Below are 16,202 nucleotides of genomic sequence, written 5' to 3' on the forward strand. Positions count from 1 at the left end.
ATGACCACTCAGTCCACCCTGCAGTCCGTGCCTGCCCTGGGGACGCGTCCGGCGTCCGGCGCAAACCCGAGCCGAGCCGAGACCCGGGAGCAGCTCGCCAGGGCGTCGTACGACCTTCTCGTGATCGGCGGCGGCATCCTGGGCATCTCCACCGCCTGGCACGCCGCGCAGTCCGGCCTCAGGGTGGCCCTGGTCGACGCCGGCGACTTCGCCGGTGCCACGTCGTCCGCCTCCTCCAAGCTGCTCCACGGCGGTCTGCGCTACCTGCAGACCGGCGCGGTGAAGCTGGTGGCGGAGAACCACTTCGAGCGCCGTGCGGTCTCCCGCCAGGTAGCCCCCCACCTGGCGAACCCGCTCACCTTCTACCTCCCCGTGTACAGGGGCGGGCCGCACGGCGCCGCGAAGCTCGGGGCCGGCGTGTTCGCGTACTCGATGCTGTCGGCGTTCGGGGACGGCGTCGGCCACCTGCTCAGCCCCGCGCGGGCCGCGCAGGACGTGCCCGAGCTGCGCACCGAGAACCTCAAGGCCGTGGCCGTGTACGGCGACGACCAGATGAACGACGCGCGCATGGCGCTGATGACGGTCCGCGCGGCCGTCGAGTCGGGCGCGGTGGTGCTCAACCACGCCGAGGTGACCGGCCTGCGCTTCACCAGGGGCCGGGTGACCGGCGCGGAACTGCGCGACCGCCTGTCCGGGGACGAGTTCGGGGTGGACGCCCGCCTCGTGCTCAACGCCACCGGCCCGTGGGTGGACCACCTGCGCCGCATGGAGGACCCGAAGGCCGCCCCGTCGATCCGGCTGTCGAAGGGCGCGCACCTGGTCCTCAAGCGCACCTCCCCGTGGAAGGCCGCGCTGGCCACCCCGATCGACAAGTACCGCATCACCTTCGCCCTCCCGTGGGAGGACATGCTGCTGCTCGGCACCACCGACGAGGAGTTCCAGGGCGATCCGGCGGACGTCGCGGTGACCGACCAGGACATAGCCCAGATCCTGGACGAGGCCGCGTTCTCCGTCCGGGACCAGCAGCTCGACCGTGACCTGATCACGTACGCCTTCGCGGGTCTGCGCGTGCTGCCGGGCGGGCCCGGCGACACGGCGAAGGCCAAGCGGGAGACGGTCGTCACCGAGGGCCGGGGCGGCATGCTGTCCGTCGCGGGCGGCAAGTGGACGACCTTCCGCCACATCGGCCGCACGGTGATGAAGAAGCTCCAGGAACTGCCCGGTCACCCGCTGGGCGACGGCTTCGAGCCGGTCGCGTCCCTGCCGAGGAGGCTGCCGCTGCCGGGGGTGGCGAACCCGCGCGCGGTCGCGCACCGGCTGCTGGTTGACCGTCCGGCGCCGGGTCCGCGCATGGCCGCCGACACCGCCCGGCACCTGGCCACCCACTACGGCTCGCTGGCCTTCGACATCGCCCGCCTCGCCAACGAGCGGCCGGAGCTGGGCGAGCGCGTCCACCCGGACGCCCCGGAGATCTGGGCACAGGTCGTCTACGCCCGGGACCACGAGTGGGCCGAGACGGCGGACGACGTGCTGCGGCGCCGCACCACGCTGACCATCCGCGGCCTGGCCACGGACGACGTGCGCGCGAAGGTGCGGGCGCTGCTCGGCGAGAAGTAGGCGGCGGGCCGACGGTGGTCGGCCATGGGCTGGCCCCGCGGGCGGGGCCACCCCATGGCCGACCACCGTCGGCGCCCCCCGTCAGCGCCAACCATCAGCGCCACCTCGACGCCCCCCTTCGCCGGCTTGATCGTCCGGCGTCCGGCCGGATCTGCGGGACCGCATACTTGACCCCGAGACATCCGATGTCTCGCGGACGAGCGGAACCACAGGGAGGCCGGGCATGGCAGTCACCGACGAGGCGATCGAGAAGATCAAGGACATGATCGTCTCCGGCGCGCTGCGCCCCGGGGACCGGCTGCCCAAGGAGAGCGAACTCGCCGCCGAACTCGGGCTGTCCCGCAACTCGCTCCGGGAGGCCGTGCGGGCGCTGTCGCTCATCCGGATCCTGGACGTGCGGCAGGGCGACGGCACGTACGTCACCAGCCTCGACCCGCAACTGCTGCTGGAGGCGCTGAGCTTCGTCGTCGACTTCCACCGGGACGACACGGTCCTGGAGTTCCTGGCCGTGCGCCGCATCCTGGAACCCGCCGCCACGGCGATGGCCGCCTCCCGCATCAGCGATCAGCAACTGGACGCGCTCGCCTCCCAGTTGGACGAGCTCGGTGACAACCCGTCGGTGGAGGACCTGGTCGCGAGCGACCTCGAGTTCCACCGGAGCATCGTGCACAGCTCCGGCAACTCGGTGCTCTGCTCCCTGCTCGACGGCCTGTCCGGGCCGACCACCCGGGCCCGGATCTGGCGCGGGCTGACCCAGGGGGACGCGGTCAGCCGCACCCTGCACGAGCACCGGGCGATCCTGGCGGCCCTGCGCGACCGCGACGCGGAGACGGCCCGCTCCTGGGCGACCGTGCACATCGCGAGCGTGGAGCAGTGGCTGCGGTCGACCCTGTGAGGGGCTGGTGGCGGCGGGTGTTCCGGGGTGGTGATCGGGGCAGTGATCCGTTCACTCCCCCGTGCAAGGGGGCTGCGGACGCTCCCGCCGGACGCCGTAAGGTTGTGTGGTCAGGCGAGGGCACGTCGGAAGGAGGCACTGGGTGATCGAGCTCGAGGGGGTTCCCGAGCTGATCGACCCGGTCATGGTGGCCGCGTTCGAGGGCTGGAACGATGCCGGCGACGCCGCTTCCACCGCGGTCGCGCACCTGGACAGGGAGTGGAAGGGCGAGGTGTTCGCGGCGCTGGACGCCGAGGACTACTACGACTTCCAGGTGAACCGCCCCACGGTGTGGATGGACGCCGGAGTGCGCAAGATCACGTGGCCGACGACGAGACTGTCGGTCGTCCGCGTCGGCGGTGAGAAGCCGCGCGATCTCGTGCTCGTCCGGGGCATCGAGCCGTCGATGCGCTGGCGCTCGTTCTGCAACGAACTGCTGGGCTTCGCGCACGAGCTGGGCGTGGAGCTCGTGGTCATCCTCGGCGCCCTGCTCGGCGACACCCCGCACACGCGTCCGGTCCCGATCAGCGGGACCACGTCCGATCCGGATCTCGCCCGCCGCATGGACCTGGAGGAGACCAAGTACGAGGGCCCGACCGGCATCGTCGGTGTCCTGCAGGAGGCGTGCACGCACGCCGGTGTGCCGGCGGTGAGCCTGTGGGCCGCGGTGCCGCACTACGTCTCGCAGCCGCCGAACCCGAAGGCGACGCTGGCCCTGCTCAACCGTCTCGAGGACCTGATCGACGTGCGCATCCCGCTGGGCGAGCTGCCCGAGGACTCGCGCGCCTGGCAGGTCGGCGTGGACCAGCTGGCCGCCGAGGACAGTGAGGTCGCCGAGTACGTCCAGACGCTGGAGGAGGCCCGGGACACCGCCGAGCTGCCGGAGGCGTCGGGCGAGGCGATCGCCCGCGAGTTCGAGCGCTACCTGCGGCGCAGGGACGGAGCCGGAGCGGACGGCGGCGACGGCACCTCCTACCGGCGCGAGCGGCCCGGCGGCCGCACGAAGTCGCCGAAGCCGCCGAAGCCGGAGGCCGGGCCGGACGCCGACAGCGACGCGGGGACGAACGCGGACGCGGACACGGACCGGGACGACGGGGACTCCTCGGAGGACTGACCGGGAGAACCGGACGACAGGACCGGCAAGGACCGACAGGTCCCACAGGGACCGGACGACGAGGGCGGTGCGCGCGGCGCGCACCGCCCTCGTGGTGCCCGGCCGGGTGTCCTACACCGGCCGCACCGCCACCGCGTCGTACTCGGTGTCCGGTGTCGGCTCCACGTCGAAACGCGCGTTGGGCAGGTACAGGCGGTCGCCCCACGCCGCGACCGTGGTGGGGATACGGAAGCGCGGGTCGGTGATGCGGGTGACGGCCGTGCCCCGGGTGCCGGCCGCGTCCAGCCGGAAGATGTCGATCGCGTTCTGCTGCTGCTGGACGGCGTAGAGGGTCCTGCCCAGGAGCAGCAGGCCGTCGCCGTTCGGGAGTCTCGCCGCGCCGAGGTCGACGGCGCGGGCCGCGCCGGTGCGGGGGTCGACGCGCATCAGGCCGCCGCCGTCCGCGACGGTGTTGACCACGAGCAGCGCGCTGCCGTCCGGGGTGCGTTCGATGCCGTTGGCGGTGAAGTCGGCGCCCTGGACCCAGTCGCCGGTGAGCGGCACGGTCTCGACGGCTCCCGGCGCGCCGTGCCGGTCGAGGAGCAGCTTGTACAGCACGGCCCGGTAGGAGTCGGTGAACCAGGCGGCGTCCGGCGTGAGGATCACGTCGTTCACGAACAGGCCGCCGACGTCGTACACCTTCTCGATCTCGCCCGAGCGGGCGTCGACGGTACGCAGTTCGCCGCTGACGCCGCCGCTGAGGAAGAGCCTGCCGTGCGGGCCGATCTTGAGGCCGACGGTGGGGTGGTCCGCGCCGAGGCCCTTGGCGATCACCGCGCCGCGGCCGGTGGCGAGGCTCGCGCGGTAGACGTCGCCGTTCGCGAGCGAGCCGAACCAGGCGTACGGGCGGGAGCCGATGGTGATGCCCTCGGGCTGGAAGCCCCGCGGGAGGGAGAAGCGGTCCGGCCAGGCGCTCCGGCCCTTCTCCGCCGCGTGCGCGGTGGGGCCGAGGAGTGCCGCTCCGGTGAGGGCGGCCGCGCCGGTGAGGAGTCTTCGACGTGCGAAGGAACGTTCGGTGGGTGCCACGGTGCGTCCTTCTGCCAGGGGCCGACGAGGCCGGCCGAACGGTCAACAGACGCCCTCACCCCATCACATGGCCCCCGGCCGCGCAGCGATTTGCCGGAATCGCGGCCGACGGGGACCGTCGGCGGACGCCCGGCGGGCCCGGCGGCACGGCCCCTTGAGGAACCGGCCGCCGGGCTCGTCGGCGCATGCCCGGAGTCGTTACAGAGCCACGCCCATCAGGGCGTCCACGGCGCGCGACACGATGCCGGGAGCGCCGGTGTCCGTACCGCCCTCCTGCTCCTGCCGGGCCACCCAGCGGTCCACCGCGGCGAGCGCGGAGGGGGCGTCGAGGTCGTCGGCGAGGGCCTCGCGGACCTCCTCGACGAGGGCGTCGGCGGGCGGGCCGTCGGGCCGGGACACGGCGGCCCGCCAGCGCCCGAGCCGGGCCACGGCGTCCTGGAGCACCCGGTCGGTCCACTCCCAGTCGGACCGGTAGTGGTGGGCGAGCAGCGCGAGCCGGACGGCGGCGGGGTCGACCCCGTCCCGGCGCAGCCGCGAGACGAAGACCAGGTTGCCCTTGGACTTGGACATCTTCTCGCCGTCGAGGGCGACCATGCCCGCGTGGACGTACGCCTTGGCCATCGGGAACTCGCCGGTCAGCACCTGGGCGTGGGAGGCGCCCATCTCGTGGTGCGGGAAGGCGAGGTCGGAGCCGCCGCCCTGGACGTCGAAGCCCATGCCCAGATGGTCGAGGGCGATGGCGACGCACTCGATGTGCCAGCCGGGCCGGCCGGGGCCGAGGGAGTCGCCGTCCCAGCTCGGCTCGCCGTCGCGGGCGGCCATCCACAGGATCGGGTCGAGCGGGTTCTTCTTGCCCGGCCGGTCGGGGTCGCCGCCGCGCTCGGCGGACAGCAGCCGCATCGCGGCCGCGTCGAGCCGGGAGACCTCGCCGAAGTGGGGATCGGACTCGACGGAGAAGTAGATGTCGCCCTCGAGGTCGTAGGCCGCGCCGAGCTCGCGCAGCCGCTCCACGAGGGGCACGATGCCCGGTATGGCCTCGACGGCGCCTATGTAGTGCCGCGGCGGGAGCATCCGCAGGGCGGCCATGTCCTCGCGGAAGAGGGCCGTCTCCCGTTCGGCGAGGGCGACCCAGTCGAGTCCGTCGCGCTGCGCCCGCTCCAGCAGCGGGTCGTCGACGTCGGTGACGTTCTGGACGTAGTGCACCTGCCGCTTGGTGTCGAGCCACACGCGCTGGACGAGGTCGAACGCGTTGTAGGTCGCCGCGTGACCCATGTGGGTCGCGTCGTACGGAGTGATGCCGCAGACGTAGATACGGGCGACGGGACCGGGGTCGAGGGTGACGAGGCCGCCGGTCGCGGTGTCGTGGATCCTCAGGTCGCGGCCCTGACCAGGCAGGGCGGGGACCTCGGAAGCGGGCCAGGCATGCATGACATGAGCCTAACCGGACGGATGTTCCGCATACGAACCGGACCGGACCGGATGGCCGACAAGGCGCTCTTGCGCGTTGTCGGCCGGTGTGCTGTCAGACGGGCGGCCACGGAATGGCCGGCCACTCCCCGCTCGGCTCCGGGTGCCGGCCGGACTCCAGGAGGGCGGCCACCCGCGCGCGGGTGGCGTCCAGCTCGGCGGGGGTGATCAGCCCGGCCAGCTTCCGCGTCAGCGTCCCGGCGCCGTCCAGGGCCTTGCGCAGGTTCGTCAGGACGTCGAGCGCCTCCGGGGTCAGCGGCTCGCCCGCCCAGCCCCACAGCAGCGTGCGCAGCTTGTTCTCGGTGTTGAAGGTCACCCCGTGGTCGATGCCGTAGAGGCGGCCCCCGGCGGCGGGCAGCAGGTGGCCGCCCTTGCGGTCGGCGTTGTTGATGACCGCGTCGAGGACGGCCAGCCGGCGCAGGCGCTCGTCGTCGGCGTGCACGAGCAGGGCGGTCCCGCCGTCCTCGGCCTCCGCGAAGCCGATGGCCTTCCAGCCGTCCTCCGGCTCCTCGCCGTCCACCAGGGCCAGCAGCCCGTCTCCGGGCTCGCCCTCGACCCACAGCTGGCACATGCCCTCGCCGAAGGGGCCGTCGCGCAGCACGGTGGTCGGCACCAGGCCCCATCCGGTGGCCTCGGACACCTCGTAGGCGGCCACCTCGCGCTGGGCCAGGGTGCCGTCGGGGAAGTCCCACAGCGGGCGCTCCCCGCGGACCGGCTTGTACACGCAGAAGGCCTCCTGGCCCTCGTGGGTGACGGAGCAGTACAGCACGGCGTTGGAGGCGTCCCGGATCTGCCCGCGCACCGTCAGCTCACCGCGGCTGAGCAGCTCGGCCGCGGTCACGCTCCGCGGCGGTATCCGTTCTGGCGCGGACATACGTGTCCTTCCGGGTCGAGCGGGAGGCTGCACAGCGGGCACGGCGGCCGCCCGGCGTTGACGACGTCGAGGGCGCGCTTGGCGAAGGCTCTGGCCTGCGCGCCGGTCAGCCGGACCCGCAGCATCGGGGGCCCGTTCTCCTCGTCCTGCAGCAGCCGCTCCTCGGCCTCGGCGAGGTCCTCCTCGGACTCCGCGTCGAGTTCCACGAGGGCCTGCGCCTCGACGATCATGCGCTGTTCCTCGCCGTCCCAGGCGAGGGCCATGGTGCCGACCCGGAACTCCTCCTCGACCGGCGTTTCGAGGGGGGCGGTGTCGGCCACCTCGGCGGGCGCGACGGCCGGGACCGCGGCGCTGCCTCCGCTGCGGCGCACGACCTCGTCGAGCAGTTCGTCCATCCGCTCCGCGAGGGCGGCCACCTGGGTCTTCTCCAGGGCCACGCTGGTCGTCCGGGGGCCGGCGGTGGCCTGGAGGAAGAACGTACGGCGCCCGGGCAGTCCGACCGTACCGGCCACGAAACGGTCCGGCGGGTCGTAGAGGAACACCTGACGGGACACGTCCTGTCTCCTGGATCTGGATCGGCTTGGGGACCGGTCGCCGCACCAGCCGCACGGGTGCGGGCGGGTGCGGCGCTGTCACGACCGCTTCACCCTACTGCGCCCGACGATCACGGTGCGCCAGCACCGCCCCCGACCGGGGCGTCATCGGCCGGCGGCTCCTCGCGCGGCGCCAGGGACGTGAAGTCGCCGGTGTCGCCGAGGCGGACGAGGAAAGGCCTCAGACGGGTGTAACGGATCGCGGTGATGGAACACGGTTCGACCGAAATCCTCTGGAAGAGGTCGAGATGAAGTCCGAGTGCGTCCGCGACGAGCGACTTGATGATGTCGCCGTGCGAGCACATGAGGTAGACGGCGTCGGGTCCGTGGTCGCGTTCCACGCGCGCGTTCCATTCGCGCACCGCTTCGGCGGCGCGCGTCTGCATCGCGCGCATGGACTCGCCGCCGGGGAACGCGGCGGCGCTCGGGTGCGCCTGCACGACCTCCATCAGCGGCTCGTCCTTGAGCTCGGCGAGTTTGCGGCCGGACCAGTCGCCGTAGTGGCACTCGCCGATCCGCTCGTCGGTGTGGACGGTGAGCCCGGGACGGGCCTGAAGCAGCGGCCGGAGGGTTTCCCGGCAGCGTTGCAGCGGGCTGCTCACCACTTCGGACAGGGGCAGCTCGGCGAGCCGTCCGGGCAGCGCGGCGGCCTGCGCGGCGCCGCGTTCGTCGAGGGCGACACCGGGCGTCCACCCGGCGAGCAGTCCCTCGGTGTTGGCGGTGGAACGTCCGTGCCGGACCAGGATCAGCGTGGGCATGCGGCCCAGGGTAGGCGCAGGCCCGCCCCGGGCGGGCCCGGGGAGACGGGAGAAGACACTCTGTGATCGTCGACTGCGCCATCTACCGCGACGGGCACCGGAAGGACGGCCCCGAGGACTTCTCCGACGCCCTGGAGGAGGCGCGTGCCGCGGGCGGGTTCGTCTGGATCGGGCTGCACGAGCCGTCGGAGAAGGAGTTCTCCCTGGTCACCGAGGAGTTCGCGCTGCACCCGCTGGCGGTCGAGGACGCCCTGAAGGCCCATCAGCGGCCCAAGCTGGAGATGTACGACGACTCCCTGTTCGCGGTGCTCAAGCCGGTCGTGTACGAGGCGGAGAGCGACCGGGTCTCCACCGGGGAGGTCATGGTCTTCCTCGGTGACCACTTCGTGGTGACCGTCCGTCACGGCGAGGGTTCCCCGCTGGGGGCGGTACGGCGCCGGCTGGAGCACGAGCCGGAGATGCTGGGCAGGGGCCCCACGGCGGTGCTGTACGCGATCGCGGACGCCGTCGTCGACCACTACCTGGACGTGGCGACGGAGCTGCAGACCGATCTGGAGGAGCTGGAGGCGGAGGTCTTCTCCCCGGACGGCGGCGGATCGCGCCGCACCGCTTCGCGCATCTACGACTTCAAGCGGCAGATCCTGGAGTTCCGGCGGGCGACCGGCCCGCTGGCGCTGCCGCTGAACAGGCTGGCGGGCTCCGGCCCGTTCGGCGCGGCGGTGCCCTACGTCGACGAGCGGGCGCGCCCGTTCTTCCGGGACGTGAGCGACCACCTCACGCGCGTGAACGAGTCGGTGGAGGGCCTGGACCGGCTGGTGTCGGACATCCTTTCGGCGCACCTGGCGCAGATGAGCGTGCGGCAGAACGACGACATGCGCAAGATCTCCGCGTGGGCGGCCATGGCGGCGGTCCCGACGATGATCGCGGGGATCTACGGCATGAACTTCGACCACATGCCGGAGCTGCGCTGGGTGTGGTCGTATCCGGCCGTGATCCTGGTGATGGCGGCCCTGGAGGTGGCGCTCTACCGCCTCTTCAAGCACCGGGGGTGGCTGTAGGGGGCCGACCCGGCCGTCGGGCCGCGCCGGCACCGGGCGGTCGGTCAGGCGAACTCGGGGGCGGTCGTCGCGGGGCCGCCGAGCGCGTCGCGCCGCTCGGGCGCCCTCAGGGTCACCATCCGGCGCCAGCCCACCAGCCGTTCGTACGCGTACACGGCGTGGATGCCGGCCGCCAGCACCGCGGACTTCGCCTTCGGCCAGCCGAGGATGCGTCCCATGTGGTCCATCACCGCGAGGCTGACGTCCCGGTGGACACGGATCTCGGCGAGCGCGTACGCGCGCAGCGTCCGCTGGATGTCGCGGCCGTGGCCGGCGTAGGCGAGACGGAGCAGTTCCTCGTGGCAGTAGGCGAGGTGGTTGTCCTCGTCGTCCGAGATCATCCGCACCGCGCGGCCGATGTCGGGGTGGTCGGCGAAGTGCTTGCGCAGCAGGTCCATCTGCTCCGAGGCGCGCTGCTCGGTGACCCGGCTGTGGGCGAGGTAGATGACGATGTCCCGCACGGTGAGCGGCTCGTCCCGGGTGAGCTTGGCGTGGGCGAGGCCGATGCCGTGCTTCTCCAGGAGCATCGTGTAGTCGGTCTCGGGCGGCACGGGGACGGGGGTCAGACCGCGCTTCGTCATCAGCGCGGTGAAGATGCGGCCGTGCTTGTCCTCGTCGGCGCCGTGCCGGGTGATCTTGGGGGCGAGGGCGCGTTCGCTCCGCGGGACGAGCGTGGCGATGCGCGCGTTCTCCCAGCCGCCCTGGGACTCGCCGCTGGCGGCGATGGAGCAGAACAGGGCGAAGGACTCGTCGCTGTCGAGGATCTCCTGGAACAGGCTCTTGGCGGAAAGCATCTGACCACCTCTCTGCAGGACCCCCGCGAAGACCGAGTCAAATGCGGCGGGTGGCGGGCCGCAACAGCTGTGGTGGACGACTGCTCCGAAAGACTGACGTTCGGCGTGTCCCGGCGCCGTAACCGCGCGGACCGTGGCGCGTTGTTCCCCGTGACGGCCGTGGCGGGGAAGACCCCCGAGCCCCCACCACGGCCGCGGAAGACCGGCCCGAGGGGCGCGCGCCCTGTGCCACGCGCCCCTCGGCTGCCTGCGGTCACCCGCCCCCAGGCGGTCCGGGTCACGCGCGGCTCACGCGGTCCGGCCGGCGCGCGGCTCACTCGGTCCGGGTCACGCCAGTCCGGCGCGCTCCAGGGCCTCGGTGCCGGCGCGGAGCGAGGCGAGCCGCTCGTCGAGGGTGAAGCCGGCCGGGGCGAGCGTCAGCGTGGTGACCCCCGCCTCCGCGTACTGCCGCATCCGGTCCGCGATGCGGTCCACGGACCCGAGCAGCGTCGTCTTGTCGATCAGGTCGTGCGGGATCGCGGCCGCGGCGCCCTGCTTGTCGCCGGAGAGGTACTTGTCCTGGATCTCGGCGGCCTCCTTCTCGTACCCCATGCGGCAGGCGAGCTGGTTGTAGAAGTTCTGCTTGCGGCTGCCCATGCCGCCGACGTACAGCGCCGTGTACGGGCGGAACGTGTCGGCGAGCGCGGTGACGTCCTTGTCGTCGCCGACGGCGAGCGGGAGGGTGGGGCAGACGTCGAAGCCCTCCAGCGTCTTGCCCGCCTTCTCCCGGCCGGCCCGCAGGTGCCGGATCGCGGTCTCCTCCAGGTGCTCCGCGGCGGGGAAGATCAGCAGCACGCCGTCCGCGATCTCGCCGGTCTGCTCGAGGTTCTTCGGGCCGATCGCGGCGATGTACAGCGGGATGTGCTCGCGCTGCGGGTGCACGGTCAGCTTGATCGGCTTGCCCGGGCCGCCCGGCAGCGGCAGCGTCCAGTGCTCGCCGTCGTACGTCAGCCGCTCGCGCGACATCGCCCTGCGCACGATCTCCACGTACTCACGCGTGCGGGCCAGCGGCTTGTCGAACTTCACGCCGTACCAGCCCTCGGAGACCTGCGGCCCGGACACGCCGAGACCGAGGCGGAAGCGGCCCCCGGAGAGCGAGTCGAGGGTGGCCGCGGTCATCGCGGTCATGGCCGGCTGGCGGGCCGGGATCTGGAAGATGGCCGAGCCGACGTCGATCCGCTCGGTCTGGGCGGCGACCCAGGTGAGCACGGTGGCGGCGTCCGACCCGTAGGCCTCGGCGGCCCAGCACACCGCGTAACCGAGCCGGTCGGCCTCCTGGGCGACCGCCAGGTTGTCCGCGTCCATTCCGGCGCCCCAGTAGCCAAGGTTGATCCCGAGCTTCATGGCCGATCCCCTTACCGATCAGTAACGTCCCTGTGCGGCAGACCCTAGCGCGGGCGGCGCCGCGGTGGGCAGTCATGTCGCGCACACGCCGCGCGACCAGCCGTTACGGACCCGGCGGCGGCGCGGGTGACGGCTGGGAAAACTGGTTGTCCACAGGCCCCCACACGACAGGTTCCGGCCAGTAATCTCGGCGTTCATGGAGCAGAGGCATCTCGGCCGCACCGGCCTTCGCGTGTCCCGCATCGGACTCGGCACCCTCACCTGGGGCAGGGACACCGACGAGCACGACGCCGCGGACCTCTTGAAAACGTTCTGGGAAGCGGGCGGGAACCTCGTCGACACCGCGGACGTGTACGGCGACGGAGAGGCCGAGTACCTCCTCGGACGCCTCATGGAAGGCCTCGTGCCGCGGCGGGACCTGGTCATCTCGACCAAGGCGGGCAGCGTCCCGGACCCCGACCGCCGCTTCGACGGCTCGCGCGGGCACCTGCTCGCCGCGCTGGACGCCTCGCTCGCGCGGCTGGGGACGGAGTACGTCGACGTGTGGCACGTCCACGCCTTCGATCCCAGCACCCCGCTGGAGGAGACGCTGCAGGCGCTCGACCTGGCGGTCAGCAGCGGCCGCGCCCGCTACGTCGGTGTCTCCAACTTCTGCGGCTGGCAGCTGGCCAAGGCCGCGACCTGGCAGCTCGCGGCACCGGGCACGCGGACGCGGCTGGCGAGCACCCAGCTGGAGTACTCGCTGCTGCAGCGCGGCGTCGAGCGGGAGGTGCTGCCGGCCGCGCTGGACCTGGGCATCGGCCTGCTGCCGTCCTCGCCGCTGGGCCGCGGGGTGCTCACCGGCAAGTACCGCACCAGCACGCCCCCGGACTCGCGGGGCGCCTCGGAGCATCTGGCGCCGTTCGTCGAGCCGTACCTGGACGACACGGCGAGCCGGATCGTCGACGCCGTGCAGACCGCGGCCGACGGGCTCGCGGTGACGCCCCTGCAGGTCGCCCTCGCGTGGATCCGCGACCGGCCGGGGGTGACCGCGCCCGTCATCGGCGCGCGCAACGCGCGGCAGCTCACGGCGGCGTTGTCAGTGGAGGCCCTTAACCTTCCTGACGAGATCTGCCGGGCGCTCGACGACGTGTCGGCGCCCGTGCACCGCTATCCCGATCACGACTGGAGCACGCTGTGAGCACGGACCCCGAGACCACGGACGACACCGAGCCGGGGACCCCGGACGCCGCGGCCGAGGACGACGCCCGGGAGTCCGTGGACACCGGGGAGGCCGGTGCCGGGGGGACCGGGGAGGCTGCGGGCCGGGACGCGGCGGAGGCGGGGGGTGCCGCGGAAGCCGGGGGCACCGCGGAAGCCCGAGAGGCCGAGGGCCGGGACGCGGCGGAGACTGAAGGCGCTGAGAGCCGCACCGCGGCAAAGGACCCGGACGCGGCGGAGGGCCGGGAAACCTCGAAAGCCGGGGACGCCGAAGAGACCGAAGGCGCCGCGGAGACCGGCGACACCGTGGGCGGGGACGCCGCCGAGGCCGGGGGCGAGGGAGAGACCGCCGGCCGGCTGTCCGAGGCCGAGGCCGAGTTGGCGGCACAGCGGATCGAGCGGGAGCGGATCGAACGGCGCAAGGCGGCCAGGAGCGAGCCGATCACGGCCGGCGCCAAACTCAGCGGGAAGGCCGCCGACCTGCTCGCGGCCGTCCGGGCCGTGGAGAGCGGCCGGCAGCCCGTGGCCCCCGTCTTCGCCGAGCCGGCGCCCGCCAGACGCCGCCCCGCCCCCGAGCCGGCACGCCGGCCGCAGCCGACGGAGGCGGCCCCGGCGCCCTCGGCCCCCGCACCGGAGACGGTCGCCGCGGTGCGGCGGGTGCTGACCGACGGCGGCGCGCCGGACACGCTGGCTCCACAGGTCGCCGCGGCCCTCGGCGAGGGCGCGGACCAGCGTCTGCGGGCCGACCCCTGGCAGCTGCTGCGGGTCGCCGGGGTCCGGCCCGAACAGGCCGACGGCTTCGCCCGGGCGCTGCTGGGCGCGGATTGCGGCCCGGACGACGAGCGGCGGGGCCGCGCGGTCACCGGCTGGCTGCTGGAACAGGCGGCCCTGGCCGGGCACACGGCCCTGGAGATGCCGGCGCTCGTCGCGGCCCTCGCCCAGCGGGGCGTACCCGACGCCGAGGCGGCCGTGCACGACGCCGTCGCCGAGGGCGAGGCACTGGTCTTCCAGGACGCCCTCGACCCGGCCGCGCCCGAACCGGAGGAGGACGAGGAGCGCCCGGTGCGCGTCCTGGTCGGCCTGGAACGGTACGCGCTCGCGGAGGAGAGCCTCGCCGACGGCCTGGCCCGGCTGATCGACTCGGTGCCGAAGGAGGGCGGTCCGGGCGAGCGCTGGGAGGAGGCCGCGGCGGCGGTCCGCGGCTCCGCCGCCGAGCTGGTGCGGGCGGCCGGCGCCCACGGTCTGGTGCTGCACACCGGCGGGGAGGCGTCCCTGACGGACCTCGCGACCCTGCTGCGCGCGGCGGACGGGCTCGGACTGCGGGCCTGGGCCGCCACGCACACCCCGCTCGGCCGCGACCGTTTCGCCACGTCGTGGACCGGCGCGTCATCGACGGGCGCGTCGTCGACCGGCGCGTCCCGGCCCGACGGCTCCCCCGCGGACACCGCCCCGGACGCCGCGCCCCGCGTCGCCACCGTCGCCGGGCTGCTGTCCGGGGCCGAGGGACCCGGCCGGGACGCGGAGGGGGCGCTGGACCTGGACCTGCTCGTCGTGCTCGACGCGCCCCAGCTGGACGTCGAGACGGCCGCCCTGCTCGTGGAGTCCCTGCCCGACGGGGCACGGCTGGTGCTGGCCGGGGACCCCGCGGTGCTGTGGTCGGCCGGGCCCGGGCGGGTCTTCGCGGACCTGCTGGCGGCGCGGGCCTGCCCGCAGGTGGCCTCCCGGGTACCGGACTCCGGCCCGCTGGGCGAGCTGGTCTCCGGCATCGGCGTCGGCGAGCTGAACCAGGTCGACGCCCCCGGCAAGGAGGTGGTGATCGTCCCGGTGCGGGACGCGGGCGAGGCCGTGCACCGGACCGTGCAGCTCGTCGCCGACTCGGTGCCCCGCGCGATCGGCGTCCCGGCCGAGCGGACCCAGGTGATCACCCCGGGCCACGGCGGCGCGGCCGGCACGCGCGCGCTGAACGCGGCTCTGAAGGAGCGGCTCAACCCCGGCCCCGGCCGCTTCGGCGGGTTCGACCCCGGCGACCGGGTCGCCTACTCCCCCGCCCCGGGGCGGACGCTGCCGGGCCAGGTCGTGAAGGCCGACGCCGACGGGCTGCACCTGTCGTGCGGGGGCGCTTCCGTGGTCGTGCCGAAGGAGCGGGTGGAGCAGTCCGTACGGCACGGGTGGGCGCTGACGGCGCACCAGGCCGTGGGCAGCCGCTGGCCGGCCGTGGTCGTGGTACTGCCGGGGGACGCGGCGCACTCGCTCAGCCGCCCGTGGGTCTACACGGCGTTCGGCCGGGCGGAACGGCACCTGTCCGTGGTGCACGGAGTGGAGCAGGCACTGCCCCGTGCGGTGGCCGAGGTCCCGGCGAAGCCGCGCACGACCCGGCTGCCGGTGCTGCTGCGGGCGCAGCTGCCGACGACCGGCTGACGGGCGACCGCGTGACGACGGGGCCCCGGGTGCGATGCCCCGGGGCCCCGCTGACGGCCCGGCCGGACCGTCAGCGGTCCGCGTCCAGCCGCTCCAGGTCGTCGTCCGCGTCCTCGTCGTCCGCCTCGTCCGCCTCGTCCAGGTCCGGGTCGAGTTCGTCGTCGAGATCCTCGTCCGCCTCTAGGTCCGCCTCCTCGTCGACGTCCTCGACGCCTTCGACGTCCTCGACGTCCTCGATGTCGTCGATGTCCTCAAGGTCTTCGAGGCCTTCGACGTCGTCGTCGAACACGGCGCTGACGTCGAAGCGGCAGACCACTCGCTGCGGGTCGACCTGGTCGAAGGGGGCCTCCAGCCATTCGCCGGGCTCGGCGTGATCGTCCGCGGCCGTCACCCACAGCGTGGAGTCGCCCTCCTCGAGGCCGAACTCCTTGTGCCGTGAGGCGATCTCGTCCGGTTCGAACTCGCCGAACAGGATGCCCAGCGCACCGTGCACCGTCGCGGAGACCTCCGCCCCGTCCGCCTCGTCGTCGGCGGCCTCGATCCGCTGCGCCTGGGCCAGCAGCCGCTGCGGCTCCGCCACGGCGTAGTCGCGGCGGATCAGCACACTCAGCGCGCTCGGTTCCTCGGGACCCGTGTACGGCGGCAGCGTGTCCTCCGCGCCGGGGATCTCGAAGGGCGTGACCTCGTCGTACCGGTCGTAGAGCAGCTCGTCGTACGCCTCGGCGGCCGCCGCCAGCTGGTTGAACGCCTCGTAGACGGCCGGGTCGTCCTCCCCCGACCGGCGTTCGACCGCGGCCAGGTGGCGGTCGAGCGCGGTCTTGACCGCCTCGGCCGCGGCGCGTACCTCTGCAGCGGTGGGCTGCGCAGCATCAGACATAGTGCAGACGC

General features: G+C 73.6%; 14 protein-coding genes. 6 read left to right on the plus strand and 8 right to left on the minus strand.

The window, feature by feature from the left end:
* The 3 genes from VKA29_RS27945 (at position 1) to VKA29_RS27955 (ending at position 3,665) form a co-directional block, all read left to right on the plus strand.
* Entirely contained in the window at positions 1-1,617 is a 1,617-nt protein-coding gene (locus VKA29_RS27945; RefSeq protein WP_324788757.1) for a glycerol-3-phosphate dehydrogenase/oxidase, read from the plus strand.
* A 223-nt stretch (positions 1,618-1,840) separates the two neighbouring features.
* Entirely contained in the window at positions 1,841-2,512 is a 672-nt protein-coding gene (locus VKA29_RS27950; protein ID WP_324788758.1) for a FadR/GntR family transcriptional regulator, read from the plus strand.
* 142 nt (positions 2,513-2,654) lie between these two features.
* Positions 2,655-3,665: a PAC2 family protein gene (locus VKA29_RS27955; protein WP_324788759.1), complete on the plus strand. Its 1,011-nt coding sequence runs from the start codon at positions 2,655-2,657 to the stop codon at positions 3,663-3,665.
* 111 nt (positions 3,666-3,776) lie between these two features.
* Here VKA29_RS27955 and VKA29_RS27960 read toward each other — a convergent pair whose 3' ends face one another.
* The 5 genes from VKA29_RS27960 to VKA29_RS27980 form a co-directional block, all read right to left on the minus strand.
* Positions 3,777-4,730, minus strand: coding sequence for a superoxide dismutase (locus VKA29_RS27960; protein WP_324788760.1), 954 nt, complete (start codon positions 4,728-4,730; stop codon positions 3,777-3,779).
* A 198-nt stretch (positions 4,731-4,928) separates the two neighbouring features.
* Entirely contained in the window at positions 4,929-6,158 is a 1,230-nt protein-coding gene (gene mshC / locus VKA29_RS27965; protein ID WP_324788761.1) for a cysteine--1-D-myo-inosityl 2-amino-2-deoxy-alpha-D-glucopyranoside ligase, read from the minus strand.
* Between the two features lie 94 nt (positions 6,159-6,252).
* Positions 6,253-7,071, minus strand: coding sequence for an SCO1664 family protein (locus tag VKA29_RS27970; protein WP_324788762.1), 819 nt, complete (start codon positions 7,069-7,071; stop codon positions 6,253-6,255).
* Positions 7,035-7,625, minus strand: a complete 591-nt coding sequence (locus tag VKA29_RS27975; RefSeq protein WP_324788763.1) for a DUF3090 domain-containing protein — start codon at positions 7,623-7,625, stop codon at positions 7,035-7,037. Before VKA29_RS27975 ends, VKA29_RS27970 begins: the two co-directional genes overlap by 37 nt.
* A 110-nt stretch (positions 7,626-7,735) precedes the next feature.
* Positions 7,736-8,422 (minus strand): histidine phosphatase family protein, encoded by a 687-nt coding sequence (locus VKA29_RS27980; RefSeq protein ID WP_324788764.1) that lies wholly within the window; start codon positions 8,420-8,422, stop codon positions 7,736-7,738.
* Between the two features lie 62 nt (positions 8,423-8,484).
* On the opposite strand from VKA29_RS27980, the gene corA reads away from it, so the two are divergent.
* On the plus strand, positions 8,485-9,480 hold the full coding sequence (gene corA, locus VKA29_RS27985) for a magnesium/cobalt transporter CorA (RefSeq protein ID WP_324788765.1): 996 nt from the start codon (positions 8,485-8,487) through the stop codon (positions 9,478-9,480).
* A 44-nt stretch (positions 9,481-9,524) separates the two neighbouring features.
* On the opposite strand, the gene VKA29_RS27990 is transcribed toward corA, so the two are convergent.
* Together VKA29_RS27990 and VKA29_RS27995 are read right to left on the minus strand one after the other, a co-directional pair.
* A complete protein-coding gene (locus VKA29_RS27990) occupies positions 9,525-10,313 on the minus strand; it encodes a ferritin-like domain-containing protein (protein ID WP_324788766.1) in 789 nt (262 codons plus the stop codon).
* A gap of 327 nt (positions 10,314-10,640) precedes the next feature.
* The gene (locus VKA29_RS27995; protein WP_324788767.1) at positions 10,641-11,696 is read right to left on the minus strand and encodes an LLM class F420-dependent oxidoreductase; all 1,056 of its coding nucleotides are present in this window, start codon (positions 11,694-11,696) and stop codon (positions 10,641-10,643) included.
* A 196-nt stretch (positions 11,697-11,892) separates the two neighbouring features.
* Between VKA29_RS27995 and VKA29_RS28000 the strand changes: the two genes are divergently transcribed.
* Both VKA29_RS28000 and VKA29_RS28005 read left to right on the plus strand, forming a co-directional pair.
* The gene (locus tag VKA29_RS28000) at positions 11,893-12,876 is read left to right on the plus strand and encodes an aldo/keto reductase (RefSeq protein ID WP_324788768.1); all 984 of its coding nucleotides are present in this window, start codon (positions 11,893-11,895) and stop codon (positions 12,874-12,876) included.
* Entirely contained in the window at positions 12,873-15,314 is a 2,442-nt protein-coding gene (locus VKA29_RS28005) for a helix-hairpin-helix domain-containing protein (RefSeq protein WP_324788769.1), read from the plus strand. The genes VKA29_RS28000 and VKA29_RS28005 overlap by 4 nt, the downstream gene beginning before the upstream one ends.
* Before the next feature lie 70 nt (positions 15,315-15,384).
* Here VKA29_RS28005 and VKA29_RS28010 read toward each other — a convergent pair whose 3' ends face one another.
* Complete coding sequence (locus tag VKA29_RS28010; RefSeq protein ID WP_324788770.1) at positions 15,385-16,191, minus strand: hypothetical protein; 807 nt, start codon at positions 16,189-16,191, stop codon at positions 15,385-15,387.
* Positions 16,192-16,202 lie beyond the last annotated feature (11 nt).

The sequence above is a fragment of the Streptomyces sp. H51 genome (genome assembly GCF_035656535.1).
In the GTDB taxonomy this organism is placed as follows: Bacteria; Actinomycetota; Actinomycetes; order Streptomycetales; family Streptomycetaceae; genus Streptomyces.